Raw genomic sequence first — 22944 nt, forward strand, 5'->3', positions numbered from 1 at the left:
GCGGTCGCCGAGGTGCTCAGCGCGGCATCGCCGGTGCTCCCCGCGCACGCGGGGATGGTCCGCGCCGAGGGCGAGCCGAGCGCTGCGCGGTTGGGTGCTCCCCGCGCACGCGGGGATGGTCCGGTCATCCGCCTCTACGCCGGCGACCGCGCCGAGTGCTCCCCGCGCACGCGGGGATGGTCCTGAGGCGGCCATCGTCGTCGTACTCGTGAGTGGGTGCTCCCCGCGCACGCGGGGATGGTCCGAAGTGGCCCTTGCCGGGCACCTCGAGGAAGACGGTGCTCCCCGCGCACGCGGGGATGGTCCTTCGACATCGGCCATCGGCTCAGCCGACGACCAGTGCTCCCCGCGCACGCGGGGATGGTCCGGGCGTGGAAGTCGGCGCCCTGCGGGGCGGTCAGTGCTCCCCGCGCACGCGGGGATGGTCCCGGGCTGCACTGGACGGGCTTCCGACGGTCCCTGTGCTCCCCGCGCACGCGGGGATGGTCCCTGCTCGCGGAGGGTGTCCCGGACCCTGGCGCCGTGCTCCCCGCGCACGCGGGGATGGTCCGAGGTCGATGAACTCGCCCGCCAACGCCCGAGAGTGCTCCCCGCGCACGCGGGGATGGTCCGCACACGCCGCCGTGGTTGTGGCTGTAGACGGCGGTGCTCCCCGCGCACGCGGGGATGGTCCGTGGCAGGACGACGCCGAGCACCTCGTCGACCTGTGCTCCCCGCGCACGCGGGGATGGTCCGTGGCAGGACGACGCCGAGCACCTCGTCGACCTGTGCTCCCCGCGCACGCGGGGATGGTCCCCGGAAGCGCCCGTAGAGAGATGGAGCACCTGGGTGCTCCCCGCGCACGCGGGGATGGTCCTCCGAACGTTAGGAGAAACTGGAAAGGTGACAGGTGCTCCCCGCGCACGCGGGGATGGTCCCGCGCTCGCGGCGGTCCAGTCATCCTGCTTCCGTGCTCCCCGCGCACGCGGGGATGGTCCCCGCGACTTCGGCCTTCAGCCCGGCGCGGAGATGTGCTCCCCGCGCACGCGGGGATGGTCCGCGGTGCTCCACCGGCACGGGCAGCACCGGGTAGTGCTCCCCGCGCACGCGGGGATGGTCCGCCCGCATTCACCCTCATCGTGGATTGGAGTCGGTGCTCCCCGCGCACGCGGGGATGGTCCCGACGACGTTCCGTCCGCCGGGCTTGAAGACGGGTGCTTCCCGCGCACGCGGGGATGGTCCTATCCAGAATCCGGCGGTGCCGCTGACCTCGACGTGCTCCCCGCGCACGCGGGGATGGTCCCGGCCAGTTGGGATTGGCCGCCACGCCCTACCCGTGCTCCCCGCGCACGCGGGGATGGTCCGCTGCCGGGTGGCCTCGACCGGGCTCAGGCCCTGTGCTCCCCGCGCACGCGGGGATGGTCCGGCGGCCGTGGTGATCTGGCCCTCGAGCGCGTCCTGCTCCCTGCGCACGCGGGGATGGTCCACCTGGATGGTCGAGCAGGGCCACGACGGGTACCTGCTTCCCGCGCACGCGGGGATGGTCCCATCCGTGACCTGGCCCTTCAGGTGCACATCAGCTGCTCCCCGCGCACGCGGGGATGGTCCGGTCGAGCACGGCGAGCCGGTCTTCACGCCGAAGCTGCTCCCCGCGCACGCGGGGATGGTCCGATCGTGGACGCGGCGTTCCAGGACGAGGAGATCTGCTCTCCGCGCACGCGGGGATGGTCCGGTGCTCGCGCTCCTCGGGGAGGAGGACGGCGCCTGCTCCCCGCGCACGCGGGGATGGTCCGCATGAGATCGCCATCCGCCAAACCAGCCGGTAGTGCTCACCGCGCACGCGGGGATGGTCCTCACACCACGACGCACATCAATACCGACCTTGTGTGCTCCCCGTGCACGCGGGGATGGTCCGGACCGGCTCACCCGCCGGGCCGAGTACAAGCGGTGCTTCCCGCGCACGCGGGGATAGTCCCGACGTGCGCAGCACGCCGACGGTGCCGTGGGAGGGGTCCCCGAGCACGCGGGGATGGTCCCCCGCGGCTGCTCATGGTCGCCGACGTCCTCCGGTGCTCCCCGCGCACGCGGGGACGGTCCGGACCGCCCCCGTGGACGCGGATGAGCAGACCCGTGGTCCCCGCGCACGCGGGGATGGTCCCGCCGATGTCCGCCGACGAGCTGTCGCAGGTCATCATGCTCCGCGCGCACCCGGCGGTCCGAACCCCGAACGAGCCCGTCGGTCGTGATTGTTAGGGTGCCCGCCTCGCTGACTGGTCCTGCCGGTCGCGAGCTGGCTCGTGGCGCACCCTGCGCGAGCCAGCCGCCCCGATGCAAGGTCTGATTCCCGCATGCCAGCAGGTCCCCGCCCGCGACACGATGGGGACGTGACCATCTCCGCAGACCTCGACGACGTCGCCTGCGCGCCGATCGGCCGGCTGCTCGAGGACGCCGACTGCCGCGAGCTCGCCGCGCTGTTCGAGCACGACGAACACTTCCGCTCGACCGTCGACATGGCGCGCCACCGCTTCGGCTCCGGCCGCTACAAATACTTCCGGCGCCCCTACCCGACGCTGATCGAGGAACTACGGCAGCAGCTGTACCCGCAGCTGCTGCCGATCGCCCGCGACTGGGCCGCCCGCCTGCGGCGGCCGGCCCCGTGGCCCAACACCCTGGACGAGTGGACCGCGATGTGCCACGAGGCCGGGCAGCGCCGCTCGACCGCGATCCTGCTGCGCTACGAGTCCGGCGACTGGAACGCCCTGCACCGCGACCTCTACGGCGAGCTCGTCTTCCCGCTGCAGGTGGTGATCGGTCTGAGCGGGTACGGCACCGACTACACCGGCGGCGAGTTCATGCTGGTCGAGCAGCGCCCGCGGGCCCAGTCCCGCGGCACGGCGGTCCCCCTGGTGCAAGGCCACGGCCTAGATGATTGATGCCTTGAAGGCTCAGTGGTCGTAGGCGATGAGGGACCGTTTGCTGGGGGCGCCGATGGTCCAGTTGTGCCAGATCACGGCGGTGAGGGCGAGGAGGCGTTGGGCGACGCGGACGAAGACCCCGGCCAGGGTGCGGCCTCCGTGGGCTTCCAGGTCGAGTTGACCCTTTGAGGGTGTCGAAGACGGCCTCGACCCATTGCCGGACGCGGGCGAGTTTGCCGAACCGGGCGGGTTCACCCTTGCGGTCGGGGCGCACGAAGTGCGCCCCGAGCTGCCCGGTGATGAACCCCTCAAAGTCCGCGCCGGCGAAGCCTTTGTCGCCGAGCAGCACCTGGCCGGCATGGACGAGGTGATGGTCGGCCTCGAGGAAGGCGGTCATCACCTCGCGTTCGCCGAGTTTGGGGTTGGCCAGGCCCCAGATGACCGGCATGCCCTCCGGGGTACAGACGAGGTAGAGGCGGAAACCCCAGAAGTAACGGGAGTGGGAGGCGCAGTAGCCGTAGCCGGCGTCGCCGGCCAGGTCGGACCGTTTGACGGTCTCCCGGGATGCGCCGCAGGGCAGCGGGGTGGAGTCGATCAGGCGGAGCTGGTCGTACCAGGACGGGGTGCGGGTGGCCAGATGCCGCATCACCGTGGCCAGCAGCGGTCCTGCTTTGCGCATCCGTTTGTTGTAGCCGTCCTGGTCGGGCAGGTAGGGGAACATTCCGCGCAGATGCTTGCGGGCGTAGCGCAGCCAGTGCCGCTCCGATGGGAAGCGCAGCAGCACCTGCATCACCGCCAGGCACAGCAGCTCGGCGTGGGACAGCAACGGCCGGCGACCCCGGCCCCGGGGCCGCTCGATCAGATCATCGATCTCCACGTACAGTGCGGTCACGAGGGTGTCCAGATCAGCGTCCAACGACGGGCTCCAAGAGTTCGGCGGCTGGGTCAGCAACGCCGATCTTGGACACCCTCCCCGCATCTACCCAGCAGCGACACACACCCGAATCTTCAAGGCATCAATCATCTAGTATTCACGACGCGCGACCGCCCGGTGCGCTCGGCGCGCGGCTGGACCGCGGCTCCCGTCCGCCACGGCGTGAGCGTCGTACGCGGCGGCACCCGCTACGCGCTCGGCCTGGTCATGCACGACGCCGAATGAGTTACCTCCCCGACCCGGACGGTCGCGCGTACACGAGCTGACGCCGGGCACGCGCGGCGGCCATCGGCGGTTGTCCTTGTACGTCCGCCGCCTGGCTGACCAAGAGTCCAACACCGAAACCGTTACGGGGGCCTCTTCGTCGCGGGGGTAGCGGTGACCCCCGGCCTTCTGCAACTCGTGTACGTCGTGTTGTTCGCCCAACGCGTACGCCCGTCGGATGCCTGCTGAGCGCTAAATCGATCACAGCCCAGCGACGGCTCATCAACCGCAGCCGAAGTTTTGGTGATGCGCGCTGTCCACCGACAGATGCGGCTGCTGGGGAGCGAGCGGCTGCCCGTGTGGCAGATGGGCTCGGCAGCCGGCAGGCCGGCGGCATCGCAGATCCTGCCAGCGAGCGAGGTAGTATCGCTCAGGATTGGAGCAGTCATTCTCCGCCACCTTGATCGGCCCGGGAACGATCTCGTCGTAGTCTGCAAGTGAATGAAATCGGCGAAATTGATCTTTATCGATGCAGGTCAAGAAGTATGCTCCCCGCGCACGCGGGGATGGTCCCACCGTCGCCGCGGCGATCTGCTCGGCCACCTCATGCTCCCCGCGCACGCGGGGATGGTCCCGGGCACAAGCACCTGAGCATCGAGCAGTTCGAATGCTCCCCGCGCACGCGGGGATGGTCCCCCGGCGACCCGGAACCGCTTGAACGCGTTGGCATGCTCCCCGCGCACGCGGGGATGGTCCCCGGACGCGGACCTTCTGCTCGAACTGCGCCGCATGCTCCCCGCGCACGCGGGGATGGTCCCCGGTGCACGCCGGGCCGCAAGCTCACGCCGGTATGCTCCCCGCGCACGCGGGGATGGTCCTCGCACATCAACGAGAACGGGGTCGGTGACCTTATGCTCCCCGCGCACGCGGGGATGGTCCGTCCGCGTGTGTGGATGTAGCGACCCACACTCAATGCTCCCCGCGCACGCGGGGATGGTCCCGCACCCGGGAGGCGTACCAGCGGTACCAGCGCATGCTCCCCGCGCACGCGGGGATGGTCCGCCCATCGCGGGCGGCCGCGGCTACAACCCGGGATGCTCCCCGCGCACGCGGGGATGGTCCACTCACGCCCAACCCCTCGGCGATCGCGTGGGCATGCTCCCCGCGCACGCGGGGATGGTCCGATGTACGAGAACGCGCCGGAGTTCGACGTGCCATGCTCCCCGCGCACGCGGGGATGGTCCGGACGAGTCGTTCACCGCGGCCAGCCCCGAGGAATGCACCCCGCGCACGCGGGGATAGTCCGTCGGCAATCGAACGGCTGCAATTGCTTGCTGAATGCTCCCCGCGCACGCGGGGATGGTCCCTCCTGGAACCGCGCGTCGAGCCTGTGGGGCTGATGCTCCCCGCGCACGCGGGGATGGTCCGCTGACGTGCACGTGGTCGGTGTGCGGGTTGGTATGCTCCCCCCGCACGCGGGGATGGTCCCTCAGGCGCGAACGACAGCGCCGCACGGAACATGTGCTCCCCGCGCACGCGGGGATGGTCCGGGGACTGCGCCGCCGAGGAACCACTGTGCCCGGGTGCTCCCCGCGCACGCGGGGATGGTCCCAGCAGCGACAGGAACCCCGTGCACGGGATGAAGTGCTCCCCGCGCACGCGGGGATGGTCCCCGGGAAGAGGGGGAGTTCATGCACAGGAAGGGGTGCTCCCCGCGCACGTGGGGATGGTCCTGCGGCGGCGGACCTCGTCGTGGAGGTCCTTCGGTGCTCCCCGCGCACGTGGGGATGGTCCGTGGGCGTTGAGGATCCGGCCGATGCGCTCGCCGTGCTCCCCGCGCACGCGGGGATGGTCCCAGCGCCGACACGTCCGCCGACGACACCCCGTCGGTGCTCCCCGCGCACGCGGGGATGGTCCCAACACGCAGGCCGCGATCGATCAGGCGAACGTGTGCTCCTTGCGCACGCGGGGACGGCCCCAGCGATCGGGCCATGGGGGCTCCTGAGGGGTCGTGCTCCCCGCGCACGCGGGGATGGTCCGCAGAACAAGACCGGGTTGGTGGGCACGTTCGCGTGCTCCCCGCGCACGCGGGGATGGTCCTAGTACGGTGTGTACAGTGCACAGTGGACGGACGTGCTCCCCGCGCAGGCGGGGATGGTCCCGAACGCGCCGGCCGCGACAGCCGCCCCGCCCTGTGCTCCCCGCGCACGCGGGGATGGTCCGCGGCGCAGGTCGGTGAGTTCCGCGTACGCCGTGCTCCCGGCGTACGCGGCGGATGGTCCCGATGCGTGCAAGGCGCCACGCGGCGGCGAGCTGGTGTTCCCCGCCTACGCCGGTGATGGTCGGTGTACGCGCGGCGACGGAAGCGAGTCGCCGGTGGGGCGGTTCGGCGCCGGCCGCGCGACGACGCGTTGGGCTGCGCTACTCGAAGCGGAGGCCCTCGGGGCGCATCAGGCGGAACAGCGGCGGAAGGCTCGCGGCCGTGACCAGCAGGACCAGGGCCGCCGCGATGCCCGTGACGCCGGCGATGCTGGGCCAGTCGAGCCGGACCGGCTCGGAGACGATCTTCAGCAGGACCGCGCCGACGGTGATGCCGAGGGTGGCGGCGATGAGCAGGCCGAGTGCGACCGGCACCGCGGTCTGCCAGAGGATCGACAGGCCGATGGTGCCGCGGCGGGTGCCGAACGCGACGAGCGCGGCCAGGGTGCGGCGGCGGTCGCGGAGTTGCTCGACGGTGGCGACGAGCAGGCTGAGGCCGACGAGCAGCAGCACCACGGCGGTGCCCGCGTAGAGGCCGCGCTGGATGCTAGAGAAGGTCGTGTCGGTGCGCGTGGTGCGCAGGATGGTCACGTCGGTCACGGGGTCGATGCGGGCGGCGGCGTTGCGGATCAGCTCGTCGGCGTCCGGGGCGTTGGTGTCGTACCGGACGAAGGTCACGAACCGCTGCACGCGCCCGGCCGCCGGGGCGCGCGACGGGGTGAGCAGCAGGCCGGCGTGCTCCTGGCCGTTCGGGTCGGCGCGCACGGTGGCGGGCCGCACCGGGCCGGGGACGGTCCACGGCTCGGCGTCGTCGCCGAGGGTGATCGTCTGGCCGCCGAGGCTGGTCGGCTCGGGCGGCGTGGTCCCCTCGGTCGCGGGGCTGGTCGAGCCGATGCCGAAGACGTCGCCGTCGGCGCAGGAGGGCAGGTCGGCGAGCAGGCGCAGGGTGTCGCAGTCGCCGACGACGACCTCGAAGGAGGCGCCGCCGAGGTCGCCGACGCCGCTGCGCAGGGTGTAGGAGCCGGTGACGATCGGCGTGGCGCGGACGGTGGCGTCGATGTCGGCGGCGGTGCGGGGGTGCGAGTCGGCGGTCGTGCTGGTGAAGAGCGCGGCCTGGGCCCGGGCGACGTCGTAGCCGGTGCGGCTGGTGTACCCGTGCTGGGCGGCGGCGAAGAGCATCTGCAGCGCGATGGCGCCGGCCGCGGTGACCGCGACCGCGTTGACGGCCCGCACGGCGCTGTCGCCGGAGAGCTGGAGCCGGCGCAGGGCCAGCTGCCAGGCGAGGGAGCCGCCGCCGAGGCGGTGCACGATGCGGTCGAAGACCCAGGGCAGCAGCGTGGAGACGCCGATGAGCAGCAGGATGACGCCGCCGCTGACCTGCCACACGTTGAAGGTGGCGGCCTTGGTGCCGAACAGCGGGGCGAGCAGGGCGAGGCCGGCCAGGGGCAGCAGCAGCCGCCACCAGACCCGGCGCCGGGTGCGGCTGGTGGCGCGGCGCACGACGCCGAGGGGTTCCACGACGACCCGGCGCAGCGCGAAGACGCTCATGAGGAGGGCGGCCAGCGGTACCCCGGCGGCGATGAGCACGGCCATGATCGGCCCCGGGTTGATGTCGGATCCGTAGACGCTCAGGCCGGCGACCTCGAACCGCTCCGCGAAGGGGCGGGCGGCCACGAACAGCACGGCGCCGAGCAGCACCCCGAGCGCGGCGCTGACCACGGCCTCGCCGGCCGCGATCCGGCGGGTCATCCACGTGTCGGCGCCGACGAGCCGGACCGCGGCGAGGCGCCGGTCGCGGTGCTCCCCGCCGAAGCGGGTGGCCGCCGCGACGAACATGGCCACGGGCAGCAGCAGCGCGACGAGCACGACGACGGTGAGCAGCAGCAGGAAGGCGTCGAGCCGCTGGTCGGGCGAGTCGGAGCCGTAGTGGGTGACCCGCATGACGTCGGGCTGGCCCTCGGCGAGCGAGTCGCGGGTGCCGTAGAAGTAGAGCTCGTTCGGGCCGGAGAGGCCGTCCTTGCCGATGGTGCCGGCGATCGGCTGCGGGAACCGCTCGCGCAGCAGCCGGCCGTCCGGCGAGCCGAGCAGCGTCTTCAGGGCGGGGGAGACGACGATCTGCCCGTCGGCGGGCCACGCGGTCACGCCGGGCGGCAGGATCGGGTGGTCGCCCTCGGCCTTGACGAAGCGGCCCTGGACGGACTTGTCGTGGTAGGAGCTGAACACCGGCTCGGACAGGATGCTCGTGGCGCTCGCGGCCGGCGTGTCGCCGTAGTGCAGGTCGTCGCGGCCGTCGGTGCGGTGGTGGCGGCCGTCGAGGATGCCGGGCAGCGAGGCGGCCAGGAGCAGCACGGCGACGCCGAGCGCGACCCCGAGCGCGGTGAGCGCGGTGCGGAGCAGGCCTTCGCGGCCTCCGCTGATGGCGAGGCGGGCTCCGAGCCCGACGTCGGCGGCCCAGCGGCGCGGTGAGCTCATCGGGCGCGGTCCAGGTCGAGGGCGCGGCCGTCGCGCACGACGATCTCGCGGTCGGAGTAGGCGGCGACGCGGGGTTCGTGGGTGACGAGGACGACGGCGGCGCCGGTGTCGCGGGCGGCTTCGGTGAACAGGCGCATGACGCGTTCGCCGTTGAGGGAGTCCAGGGCGCCGGTGGGTTCGTCGGCGAAGACGACGCGGGCGCCGGTGACGAGGGCGCGGGCGACGGCGACGCGCTGGCCCTGGCCGCCGGAGACCTCGCCGGGGCGTTTGGCGGCGACGTCGTCGATTTCGAGGCGGTGCAGCCAGTCGCGGGCGCGTTGTGCGGCGTCGCGGCGGCGCACGCCGTCGAGGCGCAGGGGCAGGGCGACGTTCTCCAGGCAGGTCAGCTCGGGCACGAGCTGGCCGAACTGGAAGACGAACCCGAACTCGCCGCGGCGCAGGGCGCTGCGGCGGGCGTCGGACAGGGCGGAGAGCTCCTGGTCGCGGTAGCGGACCCGGCCCGAGTCGGGGCGGATGATCCCGGCCAGGCAGTGCAGCATCGTGGACTTGCCCGAGCCGGACGGGCCCATCACCGCGACGATCTCCCCGGCCGCGACCGACATCGAGGCCCCGGCGAGCGCGGCGGTGGACCCGAACGACTTGTGCAGATCCTCGGCGGACAGCAGCGGGGTCATCGGCGGACATCCTTGGCGAGGTCGTCGAGGCGGGCGGCGGTGAGCTCCAGCCAGCGCAGATCGGCCTCGAGGTGGAACAGCGCGTGGTCGCAGATGAGCTGGTCGGAGAGGTCCCCGCGGGCCTTGCGGCGGGTGAGGTCGCGCATGAGCCGCAGGTGCTCGGCCCGCTGGGTGTCGAGCACGTCGGCGGCGGGCCGGCCGGTGGCGAGGGCGAGGACGACCTTCATGTACAGGGTGCTCTGCAGGTATGGCTCGGGCTTCTCGGGCTGGGCGAGCCAGCGCTCGACGTCGGCGACTCCGGCGTCGGTGATGGCGTAGCGCTTGCGGTCGGGGCCCTCGCCGGACTCGACGGAGTCGACGGTGACCAGGCCGTGCTTGAGCAGCCGGGATAGGGTCGCATAGACCTGGCCGTAGGCGAGGGGCCGGTCGGCGCCGAAACGCTCGTCGTAGGCCCGCTTCAGGTCGTACCCGTGGCGGGGGCGGGTCTCGAGCAGCCCCAGGAACGCTTGACCGATGGACATGCCCGCGACTCTACACGACAGGTATACATGCTGTGTATACCTGTCGTGTAGAGAGCCTGAGCTGGGATGGTGCGGAGATTGAGGGAATCCAGGCTTGCCTGAAGCGGGAATATTCCCTCCCACCTTAATATATAGCAGTATGGGGGGATTGCGGCAAGAGCCGGGTTGTGCCGCAGAATCGGCGACCATGCGTGTTGTGGCTCTTCACGAGGTGGACCAGACCCAGGTCGCGGCGGTCGGCGGCAAGGGCGCGAACCTGGGCGCGCTGTCGCGGCTCGAAGACGTCCGCGTCCCCGACGGCTTCTGCGTGACGACGGACGCCTTCCGGCAGGTCGTGGCGGGCGCGCTCGACGATCTCCTCGATCGGCTGGCGCGCCTGGACCCGCACGACCGGGAGGCGGTCCGCGCGCTCTGCGCCGAGATCCGCGGGGCCGTCGAGCAGATCGCCATCCCGGACGATCTCGCGGCCGAGATCACCGGCGCGCTGGCCCGGCTCGGCGAGCGGGACGCCTACGCGGTGCGCTCCAGCGCGACCGCCGAGGACCTGCCGACGGCCTCGTTCGCCGGCCAGCAGGACAGCTACCTCAACGTCGTCGGGCCGGCCGAGGTGCTGCGGCACGTCAGCCGGTGCTGGGCCTCGCTGTTCACCGAGCGGGCCGTGACCTACCGCCGGCGCCACGGCATCGACGACCGCGCGGTCCGCATGGCCGTGATCGTGCAGCGGATGGTCGACCCGCGCGCGTCCGGCGTCATGTTCACCGCCGACCCGGTCACCTCCGACCGGACGGTCACCTCCGTGGAGGCGGTCGCCGGCCTCGGCGAGGCGCTGGTCGCCGGCCTGGCGAACCCCGACACCTTCACGGTGCGCGAGGGCGAGATCGTCGCCAAGCCGGTCGACCCGCTGCTCACCGACGCCGAGGTGCTTCGGCTCGTGCGGCTCGGCCGGCGGATCGAGGCCTCCTTCGGCCGCCCGCAGGACATCGAGTGGTGCCTGGCCGGCGACGACTGCTTCGTCGTGCAGAGCCGGCCGATCACCACGCTGTTCCCGATCCCCGAGCGCGGCGACGACGAGCACCACGTCTACCTCTCGGTCGGCCACCAGCAGATGATGACCGACGCCATGAAGCCCCTCGGGATCTCGTTCTGGCAGATGACGACCCCGGCGCCGATGGCGTTCGCCGGTGGCCGTCTGTTCGTCGACGTCACGCAGCGGCTGGCCGTACCGTCGACTCGGGAGGCCCTCCTGGACCTCATGGGGAAATCCGATCCGCTCACCGCCGACGCGGTGCGCAGCGTCCTCGAGCGCGACGGCTTCATCCGGCCACTGCCCGACGAGGGTCCGGTCAGGCCGCTGGCCGGCGGTGCGCTCGAGCCGATCGAGACCGACCCGGCCGTCGTCACCGAGCTGATCCGGCGCGGCGAGGACTCGGTCGCCGCCGCGGAGCGCGAGATCCGCACGAAGTCCGGCGAGGCGCTGCTCGACTTCATCCGCGCGGACCTGCAGGAGCTGCGACGGCTGTTGTTCGATCAGGAGAGCCGCCGGGTGTACCTGCCGGCGATGGAGGCCACCTGGTGGCTCAACGAGCGGCTGGAGGAGTGGCTCGGCGAGAAGAACGCGGCCGACACGCTCGCGCAGTCCGTGCCGAACAACGTCACCTCGCAGATGGGGCTGGCGCTGCTCGACGTCGCCGACGCGATCCGCCCGCACCCGGACGTGGTGGAGCGGCTGCGGCACGTGCAGGACGACGGCTTCCTCGACGAGCTGCCCGAGCCCGCGCGCCTGGCCATCGAGGGCTGGCTGCACAAGTACGGCATGCGCTGCGTCGGCGAGATCGACATCACGCGCCCCCGCTGGAGCGAACGCCCCTCCACGCTCGTGCCCCTGATCCTCGGCAACATCAGGAACTTCGAGCCGGGGGAGGGTGCGCGGCGCTTCGAGCAGGGCCGGCAGGAGGCCTGGCGCAAGGAGCAGGAGATCCTGGCGCGTCTGCGGGACCTGCCCGACGGCGAGCACAAGGCCGCCGAGACGAAACAGCGCATCGACCGCGTCCGGACCTTCATCGGGTACCGGGAGTATCCGAAGTACGGCATGATCAGCCGGTACTTCGTCTACAAGCGGGCCCTGCTGGAGGAGGCGGAGCGCCTTGTGCGGGCCGGGGTCCTGCGCGAGCGGGAGGACATCTACTACCTCAGCTTCGACGAGCTCGGCGAGGTCGTGCGCACACACCGCGCGGACGACTCGCTCATCGCCGCGCGGCGGGAGGAGTTCCGGTGGCACGAGACGCTCACACCGCCGCGGGTGCTCACCTCGGACGGGGAGGGCATCAACGGGTCGTACCGGCGCGAGGACCTGCCGCCCGGCTCGCTCGCCGGCCTGCCCGTCTCCGCCGGCACCGTCGAGGGCCGGGCCCGCGTCGTCCTGGACCTGGCCCAGGCCGACCCCGAACCGGGCGACATCCTCGTCACGGCGCACACGGACCCGAGCTGGACGCCGCTGTTCGTCTCCGTCGCCGGGCTGGTGACGGAGGTCGGCGGGCTGATGACGCACGGCGCGGTGATCGCGCGGGAGTACGGGCTGCCGGCCGTCGTCGGCGTGGTGGACGCGACGCGCCTGATCGCCGACGGGCAGCGGATTCGCGTGCACGGCACCGAGGGGTACATCGAGCTGCTGCCGTAGGTGGCAGACTGGGCCGATGGGGGAGCCGGAGGACGAGATCCTGGCGGAACGATTCGGCCGCGTCGGCCGCGGCGCGAAACTCGCCGCCGGGCTCCTCGGTCACGACGTCAGCGAGTTCGACCGCGAAGTGCCGCTGCGTCTGGGCCTGGCGATGGAACGCATCTGCGCCGTGCTCGCCGAGCTGCCCCGGTCCGGGCCTGCGCAACTGGTGGACGCGGGCCCGGATCGCATCACGGTGCGCAGGCGCACCGGAGGCGGAACCGGGAACCTGAACCCCGTGGAGGTCACCGTCGTCGCGACTCGCCGCGGGGAGCACAGCACCGCCGTGCACGTGCGGGCGGTCGCGAAGGAGGGGCTGATCAAGCAGCGTGCGGCGCGCAGGACCGCCGGGCGCATCGCGGCGCTGCTGGACGACGCGCGCTGATCACGCCGCGGCCCGGGATCTCGTGCACTGGACCCAGATCGGCAACGCGCTCGACCGCCCGAGCCAGCTGCGCATCCCGGCCGGCACCGCGTCCTCGGGCGGCATCTACGCCCCCACACTGCGCCACCACGACGGCCGGTTCTGGATCGTCACCACGAACGTCAGCGGCGACGGCAACCTGCTCGTCACCGCGACCGACCCGGCCGGCCCCTGGTCCGAGCTCGCTGACGGCGAGGCGCGCGTGGTGGCCCGCATCGGCCCGCGCGCACGGTCGTCGCGGCCCGGGCCGTGCCCGGCGGTCCCGTCGTGCTCGGTGCCGACACGGTTGCGTACGAGGGCGCGCAGGACTCCCGCAGCGGGCCGGACTGCGTGTCCCTCGGCCTCGCGCGGCCGGACGGCAGCCTCGACGCGCTGGCGACCCTCGACGGCCGGTACCTCTCGACCGAGGTCGCCGGCGGCTTCACCGGGCGCGTCATCGGCATGTACGCCGAGCACGGCACCGTGCACTTCGACTGGTTCGACTACCGGCCGGCCCCGCCCTCGTCGTGCGGACCGAGCTGACCGTGGACGCCGGCCGCGCCGCCGCCCGGCCGGACCGCCCCACCGCGATCGTCACCGGCGGCGACCTCGAGGCGCCCGGCGTCCATCCGGCCGCGCGAGCTCGGCCGGCGCACGCCGCGCGACCTCGGGGCTGACGGCCACGAGTGCTTCGCGGCGGTCAGGCCACGGTGCAGGGGATGCCGTTGAGGGTGAAGGCGGCCGGCTCGGCGGTGTTGCCGGTGTGGGTGGCCTGGAAGCCGATGTCGACCGACGCGCCCGGGGCGATCGTGCCGTTGTAGCTGACGTTGCGGGCGCTCACCTGGCCGCTGGAGGGGGAGAAGGTGGCGTTCCAGCCCGAGGTGACGGACTGGCCCGAGGGCAGGGTGAATCCGAGCGTCCAGCCGTTGATGGCCGAGGTGCCGGTGTTGGTGATGCCGATGGCGGCCGTGAAGCCGTTGTTCCACGTGCTCATCGTGTAGGTGACCCGGGGCGCCGGGCCACCGCCGGGCGGCTGGCTGGGCGACGGGCTGACCGGGACGGAGGGCGTGATGCTCGCCGACGGGCTGGGCGAGGTGCCGCCGACGCTGGTCACGAGCGTCGTCACGCTGCGGGCGGGCAGCGTGACGGTGATCGAGCCGTTCGTCATGGTGAGCGCGCTCTGGGGCGCGACGTTCCGGCTCGCGTCGGTGAGCCAGTTCGAGACGCCGCCGGACGCGGCGGTCCCGGCGAGGGTGAACTGCTGGGTCACCGAGGAGGTGTTCTTGTTGACGGCGACGATGACCACGGTGTCGCCGCCGCGGTACGCCGAGACGAAGACGTTCGACGCCGGGTTCGCCGTCGCGTCGATCCGCACGTATCCGGGGCGGACGAACCTGGCGAAGTGCGCCATCATCGCGCCGCGCTTGCTGATCTGCCCGTCCTCCCGCATCGGGCCGTAGCTGCGCCGCAGGTACCACCAGACGTACGCCTGGAACTGCGCGTCCACCATGGCATGGTGCATGTGCTCGGCAACGTCGAGCGCCCCGGGCCAGGCGTCCGCCGAGTCGGTGCTGTTGGGGTAGTAGACCTCGGTCATCCAGAGCTCTTTGCCCGCGCCCTTCTGCTGGAACAGCGGGTACGGGAAGTTCGCGTACGGCGTGCCGTAGAGGTGCGCGCCGATGATGTCGACATTGGCCAGCGCCGCCGGGTCGTTGAGGATCGGGTCCGACATGGACTTGACGTACTGAAAGGACTCGGGGGCGATCACCCGGGTGCTGATCGCGCCGGCGTTCGCCTTCAGGAAGTTGACGATCTCGGTGGCGGTCCACCACGTCCACGTCGAGGCATAGTCGGGCTCGTTCTGCACCGAGATCGCGTACAGGTTCACGCCGTTGTTGCGCATGTAGGTGGTGAAGTCGTTCAGGTGCTGGGCATAGGCGCCGTACGCGCTGTACTTGAGGCGCTTCGCGTTGGTCTGGCTGCCACGGGTGAAGGTCTCGGTCATGCCGGCCGGAGGGTTCCACGGCGAGGCGAAGACCGTGGCCCCGAGCGCCACCGCGCGCTGCGCCGTCGCCAGATCGCGGCCCCAGTCCGACTGGTTCTCGTTCACCGGAATCCTCAGCAGCGAGAACCCCAGACGGCCCTCTCCGGTGCCGAACGCGGTGTCCCGCTGCGCCGCCGTCAGGTCGCCGGCCCAGATGGCGTGGGACATGGCGCCGAAGCCGCGGATCGTCTGCCGCGGTGCCGACGGATTGACGTTCGCCGTCGCGGCCGAGGCCTCCGTGGCCCCGAGGACCGACGCCGCGACCGTGAGGACCGGCACGGCCCCCATGGTCGTCAGCACGGTCCTGCGGCTCAGCAGCCGGCTGCCGCCGGTCGCCGGCTCTTGCTGATCTCGCTTCATGACTCGCCTTTCCGGTCGTCGGTGCGCATGATTGTTATCGCTCACAATCGCCCGTGTCGAACGGCGCACGGTGCGGTGCGGAGTTGTTCCGCGGTGGACCCCGGTGCGGCGTGAAAGTTCCAATTCGGCGTCGCGGGACTCGCCGCGCGGCCGCGTTATAACAGTTTTTCGACGGATTGATCGGCGGCGATTCGCGGCACGGACGTGCCCTTGAATTGCCGGTGCATTTCTGGCACCGTCGGCGACGCAGTGTGAGCGCTCACACGACCGCGTCGTATGAGCCCCCAGAAGGGACACCCCGATGGCTGAACCCTCCACCCGGCGACGGCGCCGGCCGCTCGTCGCCCTCACCGCCGCGCTGACCGTCGCCGCCGCCGGCCTGGCCGGCACACACCTCGCGTCCGCGGCGACGACCGGCTGCCGGGTCACGTACACCGTGACGAACCAGTGGCCGGGCGGCTTTGGCGCCGCCGTCGACGTCACCAACCTCGGCGACCCGGTCAACGGCTGGCGGCTCACCTGGACCTTCACCGCCGGCCAGACCATCACCCAGCTGTGGAACGGCACCGCCACCCAGTCCGGCGGCGCGGTCACCGTCACCAACGCCGCCTACAACGCCGCCATCGCCACCGGCGCCACCGTGAGCCTCGGCTTCAACGGCAGCTCCACCGGCACCAACCCCGCCCCGACGGCCTTCGCCCTCAACGGCATCACCTGCACCGGCGGCGTGAGCGGATCACCGACCCCGAGCCTGAGCCCGAGCCCGAGCACCTCGACGCCGCCGACCGGCCCGACCGGCCCGTGCGACATCTACGCCGCCGGGGGCACGCCCTGCATCGCGGCGCACAGCACGGTGCGGGCGCTCTACGGCTCGTACAGCGGCAGCCTGTACCAGATCCGCCGCTCCTCCGACAACACCACGCGCAACATCGGCGTGCTGACCCGCGGCGGCGCCGCCAACGCCTCCGCCCAGGACTCGTTCTGCGCCGGCACCTCGTGCGTGGTCACGATCCTGTTCGACCAGTCCGGCCACGGCAACGACCTGGCCTACCAGGGGCCCGGCGGGGCCGGCGGGGCCGACACCCCGGCGAGCGCGACCCGCGAGTCGCTGACGGTGGGCGGCAGCAAGGCCTACTCGCTCTACATCAACGCCGGCAACAGCTACTGGCACAACGGATCCGGCTCCGGCGTGCCGACGGGCAGCGCCCCCGAGGGCATGTACATGATCACCAGCGGCACGCACGTCAACAGCGGCTGCTGCTTCGACTACGGCAACAGTGAGACCACGCGCCGCGCCGACGGGGCCGGGGCCATGGACGCCATCTACTTCGGCACGAGCTGCTGGTTCGGCGGCTGCTCGGGCACCGGGCCGTGGGTGCAGGCGGATCTCGAGTACGGCCTCTACCCGGGCGGCAGCTCGTCGTGGAACCCGAACCAGCGCGCCTTCACGAGCAAGTTCGTCACCGCGATGCTGAAGAACAACGGCACCTCCCGGTTCGCCATCAAGGGCAGCAACGCCCAGTCCGGCGGCCTGACCACGCTCTGGGACGGCGCCCTGCCCCGCGGCTACAGCCCGATGCGCAAGCAGGGCGCCATCGTGCTCGGCAGCGGCGGCGACTGCTGCGCGACGAACACGAACCAGAGCGCCGGCACGTTCTACGAGGGCGCCATGGTCTCCGGCTACCCGTCCGACGCCACCGACGGCGCGGTGCAGGCGAACATCGTCGCCGCCGGATACCGCTGACGGTGCTCGCGGGTCGTTGCCGTGGGTGTGATGCGCCGCCGCATCAGACCGGCGCGACGGCGGGCAGGTAGCGGCCGATGGCGAACCACGCCGCCGCGGCCGCCGCCGCGCCGATCACGAGTGCGCAGAAGACCAGGGCCGCCAGCGTCGCCGGCTCCACGCGCCGCGTCACGCGCGCCGGCACGCCCTGGCGGCGCAGGGCCACGAGGTCCGCGCGGCTCGCGCCGAGCGTCGTCACCACGAGGCCGGCGGCGGCCAGGGTCACCGCGGCGACGCCAGCCAGCAGCGAGTACCGCATGCCGAGGGCGCCACCGGCGCGGCCGAGCAGCGCGCGTTCGCCTGCGGTCGTGCGCTCGCCGGTGACCGTCAGGCCCGCGGCGGTGAGGGCGTCCACGATGGACTGTGCAGCACCGGCGGCGAGCCAGACCTCGGCGTTGTCGGTGACGCCGGAGTCGCCGGCCAGGCGATCGGCGTACTCGAGGTCGATCAGGGTGCCGTGGGCGCCGAGGCGGGGCAGCGTGCGGGCGGTCGCGGCGACCGTGATCGGCACCGGGGTGCGGTCGAAGACCGTCAGGGGGCCGTCCAGCGGCGCGGTCGCGATCACCGGAATGCTGTCCGGGACGCCGGCCGGGCGCAGGAGGCCCGCGTCGGGGCGGGCGCCGGCCTGCAGAGTGAACGTGACGCCGTCGGGGGCCGCGGTGACCGACCCGTCCGGCGGCGTGCGCCAGTCGCGGGTCGGCGGGGCGTGCAGGGTCAGGACCACGGTCGGGCCGGCGGTGTCGGGCAGTTCGACGTCCAGATCGGCGAGCCGGCAACCGGCGGTGCAGGCGGCCGGCTGGGAGTACACGTGCCGGCCCGGTCGAAGGCGGCCGAGGCGCGTCTCGAAGCCGGGCGAACCGTCCAGCGGGGCCAGGTGCGCGGTGAGGTCCGGGGTCAGGTCGTCGAGGCGGGCGGCGGTGATGTCGAACGCCACGGTGCCGCCGTGCACCGCGACCGGAGCCGTGGCCGGGAAGGGGTGCAGTGCGCGGGCGAAGCCGGCCGGGGACAGCCTGGTGGCGTCCACGGCGAGCAGGCCCTGCAGCGGGACGACGGCCATGGCGAAACGTCCGGAAGGGTCGGCCGCGCGGGTGGCGGTGAGCAGGCGCTGGCGGGTGACCGGGCCGAGGGTCAGCGCCCGGTCGGCGCCGACCGCGATGGCCGCCCGGGTGGACTGGGTCGCGGCGGCGACGGCGACGCCGGTGGCGGCGAAGCCGAGCAGCGCCACGGCGACGACGAGCACGGTCAGCAGGCGGCGGCCGGACGGCTGGCGGGCCAGGCGCAGCGCGGCGAGGGCGGCGACCGGACGGCCGCGGTGCAGCGCGGCCGCGGCGGCGCGGGTGGCCACGAGCGGCATCGCCCGCGCGGCGAGCAGGGCCACCGCCAGCATGAGCAGCGCCGGGGCGAGGGGTGCCACGCCGTACACGCTGTCGCCGGACGTGTGGAAGTGCACCACGGCCACGACGGCGAGCAGCACGACCAGGGTATCGAAGGTCGCCGACCGCCACCGGGCGCCGCGCCGGTCCACCCGCCGCAGCAGGTCGCTCAGCGGCGCCGAGATCGCCCGGACGGCCACCACGGCCCCGGCGAGCACCACGGCGGCGCTCAGCGCGGCCCCGTACCGCAGCGCCACCGGCACCCCGGCCCCGGCGACCAGGCTGCCGGTCAGGCCGCCGACGAGGACGGGCACGACCGGCTCGGCGATCGCGAGCCACCAGCGGCCGGGCCGGCGGGCGCCCCGCAGCGCGACGATGCCGTGCTCGAAGCGGCTTGCGCGGGCGCCGGTCGCGATGGCGAAGAGCAGCACGGCCCCGCCGAGCAGCGCGACGGGCACGGCCGCGAACGGAACCGGCTCGCGGGCCGCGGCGCGGGCGGCGTCGATGCGGTCGAGCAGGGCGCCGAGACCGATCGAGGCCTGTCCTGCGCCGCCACCCGCGTCCGCCCGGGACAGCCAGGCGCGCAGCCGCGGCAGGGTCGCGACGCGGATGGCGCCGGGCTGCGGGAAGGCGTCGAACGTCTGCAGCTCCGAGGTGCGCGCGAAGCCGCCGAACGTGCGCCGGTCGACGTAGACGGCGGCGTCGGTGCGGCCGCGGCCCCAGTACGGCCCCGCGATCGGGCGCACGATGCCGACCACGGTCAGGTAGCCGGGCGCGCCGTCGGCGACGAACTGGCTCGTGGTCGAGTTGTAGGAGGACGAGCGCAGCACGAGCGGGTCGCCGAGCCGGACCCCGAACCGGTGCGCGGTCTCCTCGCTGAGCACGGCGTCGCCCTGGCCCATCAGGCACCGTCCCTCGTGGACGCTCACGTGTCCGCAGAGGTCGTCGCGGAACGTCACCTGCCGCGTGCCGTCCAGGAACACCGCGGGCTCGTCGGCCGGCTGCGCGACGAACGACGCCGAGAACACGCGCGTGAAGCCGGGCGCGTCGAGCAATCGGGCGCCGCCGCGTTCGAAACGGTCGTCCATGGTGCCGGCGCCGTTGGGCTCGACGGTGGCGGAGACGAGCATGCCGCGCTCGTCCGGGCGGGCCGCGGCGACCTCGTCGGCGACGATGCTTTCCTCGGCGCGGGCCAGGTAGACGGGCGCGAGCGCGACCCCGGCCGAGGCGAGCGCGGCGAGGAGGAACAGCGCGACGGCCGGGCGCCAGCGGGCCCGGAGCATGGCGAGCGTCAGCACGATCATCGGCGGCCTCCCGAGCCGAGCGCGGCGGCGGCGAAGCAGACCGAGGCGGCGGCGAGGGCGGCCAGCAGGGCCGGGGCCGAGACCGGCGGCTCGTGCACCGGCCAGCCGTCGGTGAAGGGCCGCACCGGCGAGCGCAGCAGCCAGCGGGCCGCCGCCGCGGCGGCGAGCCCGATCGCCAGGGCCAGGACCACGGGCGCCAGGGCGGACCACCGGCCGGCGGCGCGCAGCACCGCCGCGGGAACACCCTGCCGCCGCAGCGCCTCGGTCTCGGCCCGGCGCTGGCGGCGCTGCACGGCCGCGACAACGGTCAGCGCGGCCCCGGCGAGCAGCAGCGCGACACCCGCGGCGAGCAGGTGGAAGCGCAGGGCGGCGGCGGGGCCGAGGCGCGCGAGGCGGTCCTGGGCGGCCGCCACGGAGTCGCCGCCGGTGATCCGCAGGCCCGCCGCGGTGAGCCGGTCGGCGATGTCCGGCGGCGCGCCGGCGGCCAGCCACACCTGGTCGCGCTCGTCGGCCCCGGCGCCCGGGGCGGGCGTGAGCCCGGTGGTGAGCCGGTCCGCGTACTCCAGGTCGGTGAGGATGACGCCCGGCATCCCGTCCACCGTGGACGCTCGCACGGGCAGCGCCACCCCGGCGACGGTGAGCTCGGCGGTGCCGCTCTGGTCCGGGTCCCGCAGGCTGCCCGGGGCGCCCAGGACCGGCAGCGGCAGCGGGGCGTCGACGACGTACAGGTGCTGGTCGACCTCCTTGGCGCGGTTCGGTGCGATGGTGGCCAGCCGCATCCGGCCCTCGCCGCGCAGCCGCTGCAGCCCGGTGGCCGCGGCGCCGACGGTGCTCCGCCACCGCGCCGGATCGGCGAACCCGGCCCCGTCGACGACCACCTTCCCGTCGGCCCGCAGCTCCGAGAGATCGAGCTGCGCGCCCGGGTCTCCGCGCAGCTCGAGCGCGACGACCCGGCAGCCGTCCCCGCAGGCCGTGACGTCCGAGTCGTACTCCCTGTCGTCGCCGATCGCCCCGAAGTCCGCGCGCACCGTTTCCCCGGTGCCGTTCACGGCGAGGGTCAGGCCCACGGCGACCGTCCCGCCGCCGGCCGCCCGCAGCGTGAGGGTAGTGCCGGTGAACACGATCGGCGGCGGGGCGGGCGGGTGCAGCCGTTCGATCGCGGGTCCGGGGTCGACCGCGGCGACCGCGCGCAGCCGCGATGAGTCGACGGCGAGGATGCGCGGGCCGGGGCCCGACGCGTGCGCCACGACGACGGCCATGGCGTGGCGGCCCCGCGGATCGGCGGCGCGGACGGCGGACAGGAGGCGGTCGCGCGGTACCGGCGCGATCTGCAGCACCCGGTCGGCGCCGACCTCGGCCTGGGCCCGGTGCAGCCGCGCGGCGTCGGCCCGCACCCAGTCCTGCGCGGCGACCCCGCACACGCAGGCGGCCGCGGCGAGGACGGGCACGATCCGGTACGCCGACGCGCGCCGGGCCAGCAACAGCGCGCTGAGCCCGGCGGTGACCCGGCCCCGGGCCAGGGCCGCGCGCCCGGCGGCGACGGCGGGCGGCAGCAGCAGGCGGGTCAGCAGCACGGCGGCGGCGGTGGCGAGCAGGACGGGCGTGAGCAGTTCGAGGCCGAAGCCGTCGACGGGCGCCTCGCCGGTGACCGCGGACTGGTAGCCGGCGGCGACCGCGAGGGCCAGGACGGTGAGGTCGAGCGCGGCCCCGGCGAGCGCGGCCCGGCGCGGCGGCGCGGACTGCAGCAGCCGCTGCACCGGGGCGCGGGTGAGCCGCCAGTCGGCCGCCACGATGAGCGCGAGCGCCCCGGCCCCGACGACGAGCCCGGTCCTCCCCGCGACGGCGGCGCCGACGAGGGCGGGCAGCGCGCTCTGCCCGGAGGTCGCGGCGAGGACCCGCCAGCGTCGCGCCCCGCGCAGCGCGATGCGAGCGGCGTCGGCGCGGCGACCCTCGGCCGCATACCAGGCGGTGACCCCGATCGCGATCCACCCGATCGCGGCGAGCTGCACGGCGGCGACGACGATGCCGTGCGTGACCGCGTACCGCTCGGCGGCGACCGCCCGGCTCAGCGCCTCGGCGTTCTGGCTCACCTCGAGGGAGTTGCGCTGCAGCCGCGCGACCGCGGCGGCCACCGGGGCGGGATCGCCCCGGCTGAACTGCGCGGCGGGCAGGAGCAGGTTCTCGGTCGCGTAGGCGGGCACCCCGGCCGCGGCGATCGTGTCGAGGGTGGTGATCGCATAGTCGCCGGGCTGCTCGAACGTGCCGACGACGGTCAGCGTGAGCGGTTGCCGGCCGAGGGCGTTGGAGTGCTGGACCGCCGTCGTGCCCAGCCGCTCGGCCAGGGCGGCGGGCAGCACCACCTCGCCGGCCCGGGCCGGGCAGCGGCCGGTGATCGTGAGGCCCGCGCACCCGTCGTCGCGGTACCGCAGCTCGGTCGTGATCCGCTCCCCGGCCGGCGTCGCGAGGAACCCCGGGAGTTGGACCCCGGCCAGGGCGCGCTCCAGCGCGAGCCCCGCCGTCGACTCGGTCGTCGCACGGAAGCGCTCCAGCGCCTGTTGCGGGTCGGCGCCGAGCGCGACCGCGCCGCGCACGGCGATCGTGCGCTGGTCGGGCGGGGCGGCGGCGATCAGCGCGGCCGTGACCCGGGCCGCGTCCCGCTCGGCGAACCAGCCGGCCGCGGCGAGCGCACCCGCCGTGAGCGCGACGAGCGCCGCCATGACCACGGCGGGACCACGGCGGATACGGATGGCACTCCAGACGACGGCCAGCACGCGCAGACCATAGCCGGGTCTCGGGCGCCGCGTGGGATCGCTCCCACGAAGTGGATCGCCCGAAGGGGCAAGGAAAGGTTGCCGCGCTCGCTGGGCGCCGGTCGTCCGCAGTCCGAAATTTTCAGACTCGAAACTTCGAAACTTCCGGCCGGAGGTCCGCTTCTGCGCACCTCCCGCGCGTTGCGGGGCTGCGCCGCGCCGCGACACCTTCCGAAAGTATTCCGGAAAGTCT

General features: G+C 73.6%; 13 protein-coding genes, 2 pseudogenes and 2 CRISPR repeat arrays (1 of these 17 only partly in view). Of the genes and pseudogenes, 7 read left to right on the top strand and 8 right to left on the bottom strand.

Annotated elements, in window-relative coordinates:
* Nucleotides 1-2015: direct repeats of the CRISPR family, unit length 28 nt; unit sequence GTGCTCCCCGCGCACGCGGGGATGGTCC (it extends 150 nt beyond the left edge of the window).
* A 348-nt stretch (nucleotides 2016-2363) separates the two neighbouring features.
* Entirely contained in the window at nucleotides 2364-2912 is a 549-nt protein-coding gene (locus ACQP2P_RS21645; RefSeq protein ID WP_433618600.1) for a 2OG-Fe(II) oxygenase, read from the top strand.
* A 12-nt stretch (nucleotides 2913-2924) separates the two neighbouring features.
* Here ACQP2P_RS21645 and ACQP2P_RS21650 read toward each other — a convergent pair.
* Nucleotides 2925-3810, bottom strand: a pseudogene (locus ACQP2P_RS21650) (IS982 family transposase).
* A gap of 135 nt (nucleotides 3811-3945) precedes the next feature.
* On the opposite strand from ACQP2P_RS21650, the gene ACQP2P_RS21655 reads away from it, so the two are divergent.
* Complete coding sequence (locus tag ACQP2P_RS21655) at nucleotides 3946-4053, top strand: 2OG-Fe(II) oxygenase (RefSeq protein WP_433618602.1); 108 nt, start codon at nucleotides 3946-3948, stop codon at nucleotides 4051-4053.
* A gap of 261 nt (nucleotides 4054-4314) precedes the next feature.
* On the opposite strand, the gene ACQP2P_RS21660 is transcribed toward ACQP2P_RS21655, so the two are convergent.
* The 4 genes from ACQP2P_RS21660 to ACQP2P_RS21675 form a co-directional block, all read right to left on the bottom strand.
* Nucleotides 4315-4572 (bottom strand): hypothetical protein, encoded by a 258-nt coding sequence (locus tag ACQP2P_RS21660; RefSeq protein ID WP_433618604.1) that lies wholly within the window; start codon nucleotides 4570-4572, stop codon nucleotides 4315-4317.
* Nucleotides 4573-4577: 5 nt separating this feature from the next.
* A CRISPR array of direct repeats spans nucleotides 4578-6254; the repeat unit is 28 nt; unit sequence GTGCTCCCCGCGCACGCGGGGATGGTCC.
* A 199-nt stretch (nucleotides 6255-6453) separates the two neighbouring features.
* On the bottom strand, nucleotides 6454-8763 hold the full coding sequence (locus ACQP2P_RS21665) for an FtsX-like permease family protein (protein WP_433618605.1): 2310 nt from the start codon (nucleotides 8761-8763) through the stop codon (nucleotides 6454-6456).
* A complete protein-coding gene (locus ACQP2P_RS21670; RefSeq protein WP_433618607.1) occupies nucleotides 8760-9437 on the bottom strand; it encodes an ABC transporter ATP-binding protein in 678 nt (225 codons plus the stop codon). The genes ACQP2P_RS21665 and ACQP2P_RS21670 overlap by 4 nt, the downstream gene beginning before the upstream one ends.
* Nucleotides 9434-9958, bottom strand: a complete 525-nt coding sequence (locus ACQP2P_RS21675) for a PadR family transcriptional regulator (RefSeq protein WP_433618609.1) — start codon at nucleotides 9956-9958, stop codon at nucleotides 9434-9436. Before ACQP2P_RS21675 ends, ACQP2P_RS21670 begins: the two co-directional genes overlap by 4 nt.
* Nucleotides 9959-10145: 187 nt before the next feature.
* On the opposite strand from ACQP2P_RS21675, the gene rph reads away from it, so the two are divergent.
* From rph to ACQP2P_RS21695, 4 genes and pseudogenes are all read left to right on the top strand, one after another.
* Complete coding sequence (gene rph / locus ACQP2P_RS21680; protein ID WP_433618611.1) at nucleotides 10146-12635, top strand: rifamycin-inactivating phosphotransferase; 2490 nt, start codon at nucleotides 10146-10148, stop codon at nucleotides 12633-12635.
* A 16-nt stretch (nucleotides 12636-12651) separates the two neighbouring features.
* A complete protein-coding gene (locus ACQP2P_RS21685) occupies nucleotides 12652-13059 on the top strand; it encodes a hypothetical protein (protein WP_433618613.1) in 408 nt (135 codons plus the stop codon).
* 22 nt (nucleotides 13060-13081) lie between these two features.
* Nucleotides 13082-13225, top strand: a pseudogene (locus ACQP2P_RS21690) (family 43 glycosylhydrolase); the annotation flags it as partial.
* Between the two features lie 140 nt (nucleotides 13226-13365).
* Entirely contained in the window at nucleotides 13366-13620 is a 255-nt protein-coding gene (locus ACQP2P_RS21695) for a hypothetical protein (protein ID WP_433618615.1), read from the top strand.
* Between the two features lie 157 nt (nucleotides 13621-13777).
* On the opposite strand, the gene ACQP2P_RS21700 is transcribed toward ACQP2P_RS21695, so the two are convergent.
* On the bottom strand, nucleotides 13778-15481 hold the full coding sequence (locus ACQP2P_RS21700) for a cellulose binding domain-containing protein (RefSeq protein WP_433618616.1): 1704 nt from the start codon (nucleotides 15479-15481) through the stop codon (nucleotides 13778-13780).
* Between the two features lie 301 nt (nucleotides 15482-15782).
* Here ACQP2P_RS21700 and ACQP2P_RS21705 point away from each other — a divergent pair, with 301 nt between their 5' ends.
* Complete coding sequence (locus ACQP2P_RS21705) at nucleotides 15783-17225, top strand: arabinofuranosidase catalytic domain-containing protein (RefSeq protein ID WP_433618618.1); 1443 nt, start codon at nucleotides 15783-15785, stop codon at nucleotides 17223-17225.
* 43 nt (nucleotides 17226-17268) lie between these two features.
* On the opposite strand, the gene ACQP2P_RS21710 is transcribed toward ACQP2P_RS21705, so the two are convergent.
* On the bottom strand, nucleotides 17269-19941 hold the full coding sequence (locus ACQP2P_RS21710) for a hypothetical protein (RefSeq protein ID WP_433618620.1): 2673 nt from the start codon (nucleotides 19939-19941) through the stop codon (nucleotides 17269-17271).
* On the bottom strand, nucleotides 19938-22712 hold the full coding sequence (locus ACQP2P_RS21715; RefSeq protein ID WP_433618622.1) for a hypothetical protein: 2775 nt from the start codon (nucleotides 22710-22712) through the stop codon (nucleotides 19938-19940). Before ACQP2P_RS21715 ends, ACQP2P_RS21710 begins: the two co-directional genes overlap by 4 nt.
* Nucleotides 22713-22944: the final 232 nt, after the last annotated feature.

The organism is Dactylosporangium sp. CA-139114, from assembly GCF_050955725.1.
Taxonomy (GTDB): Bacteria; Actinomycetota; Actinomycetes; order Mycobacteriales; family Micromonosporaceae; genus Dactylosporangium.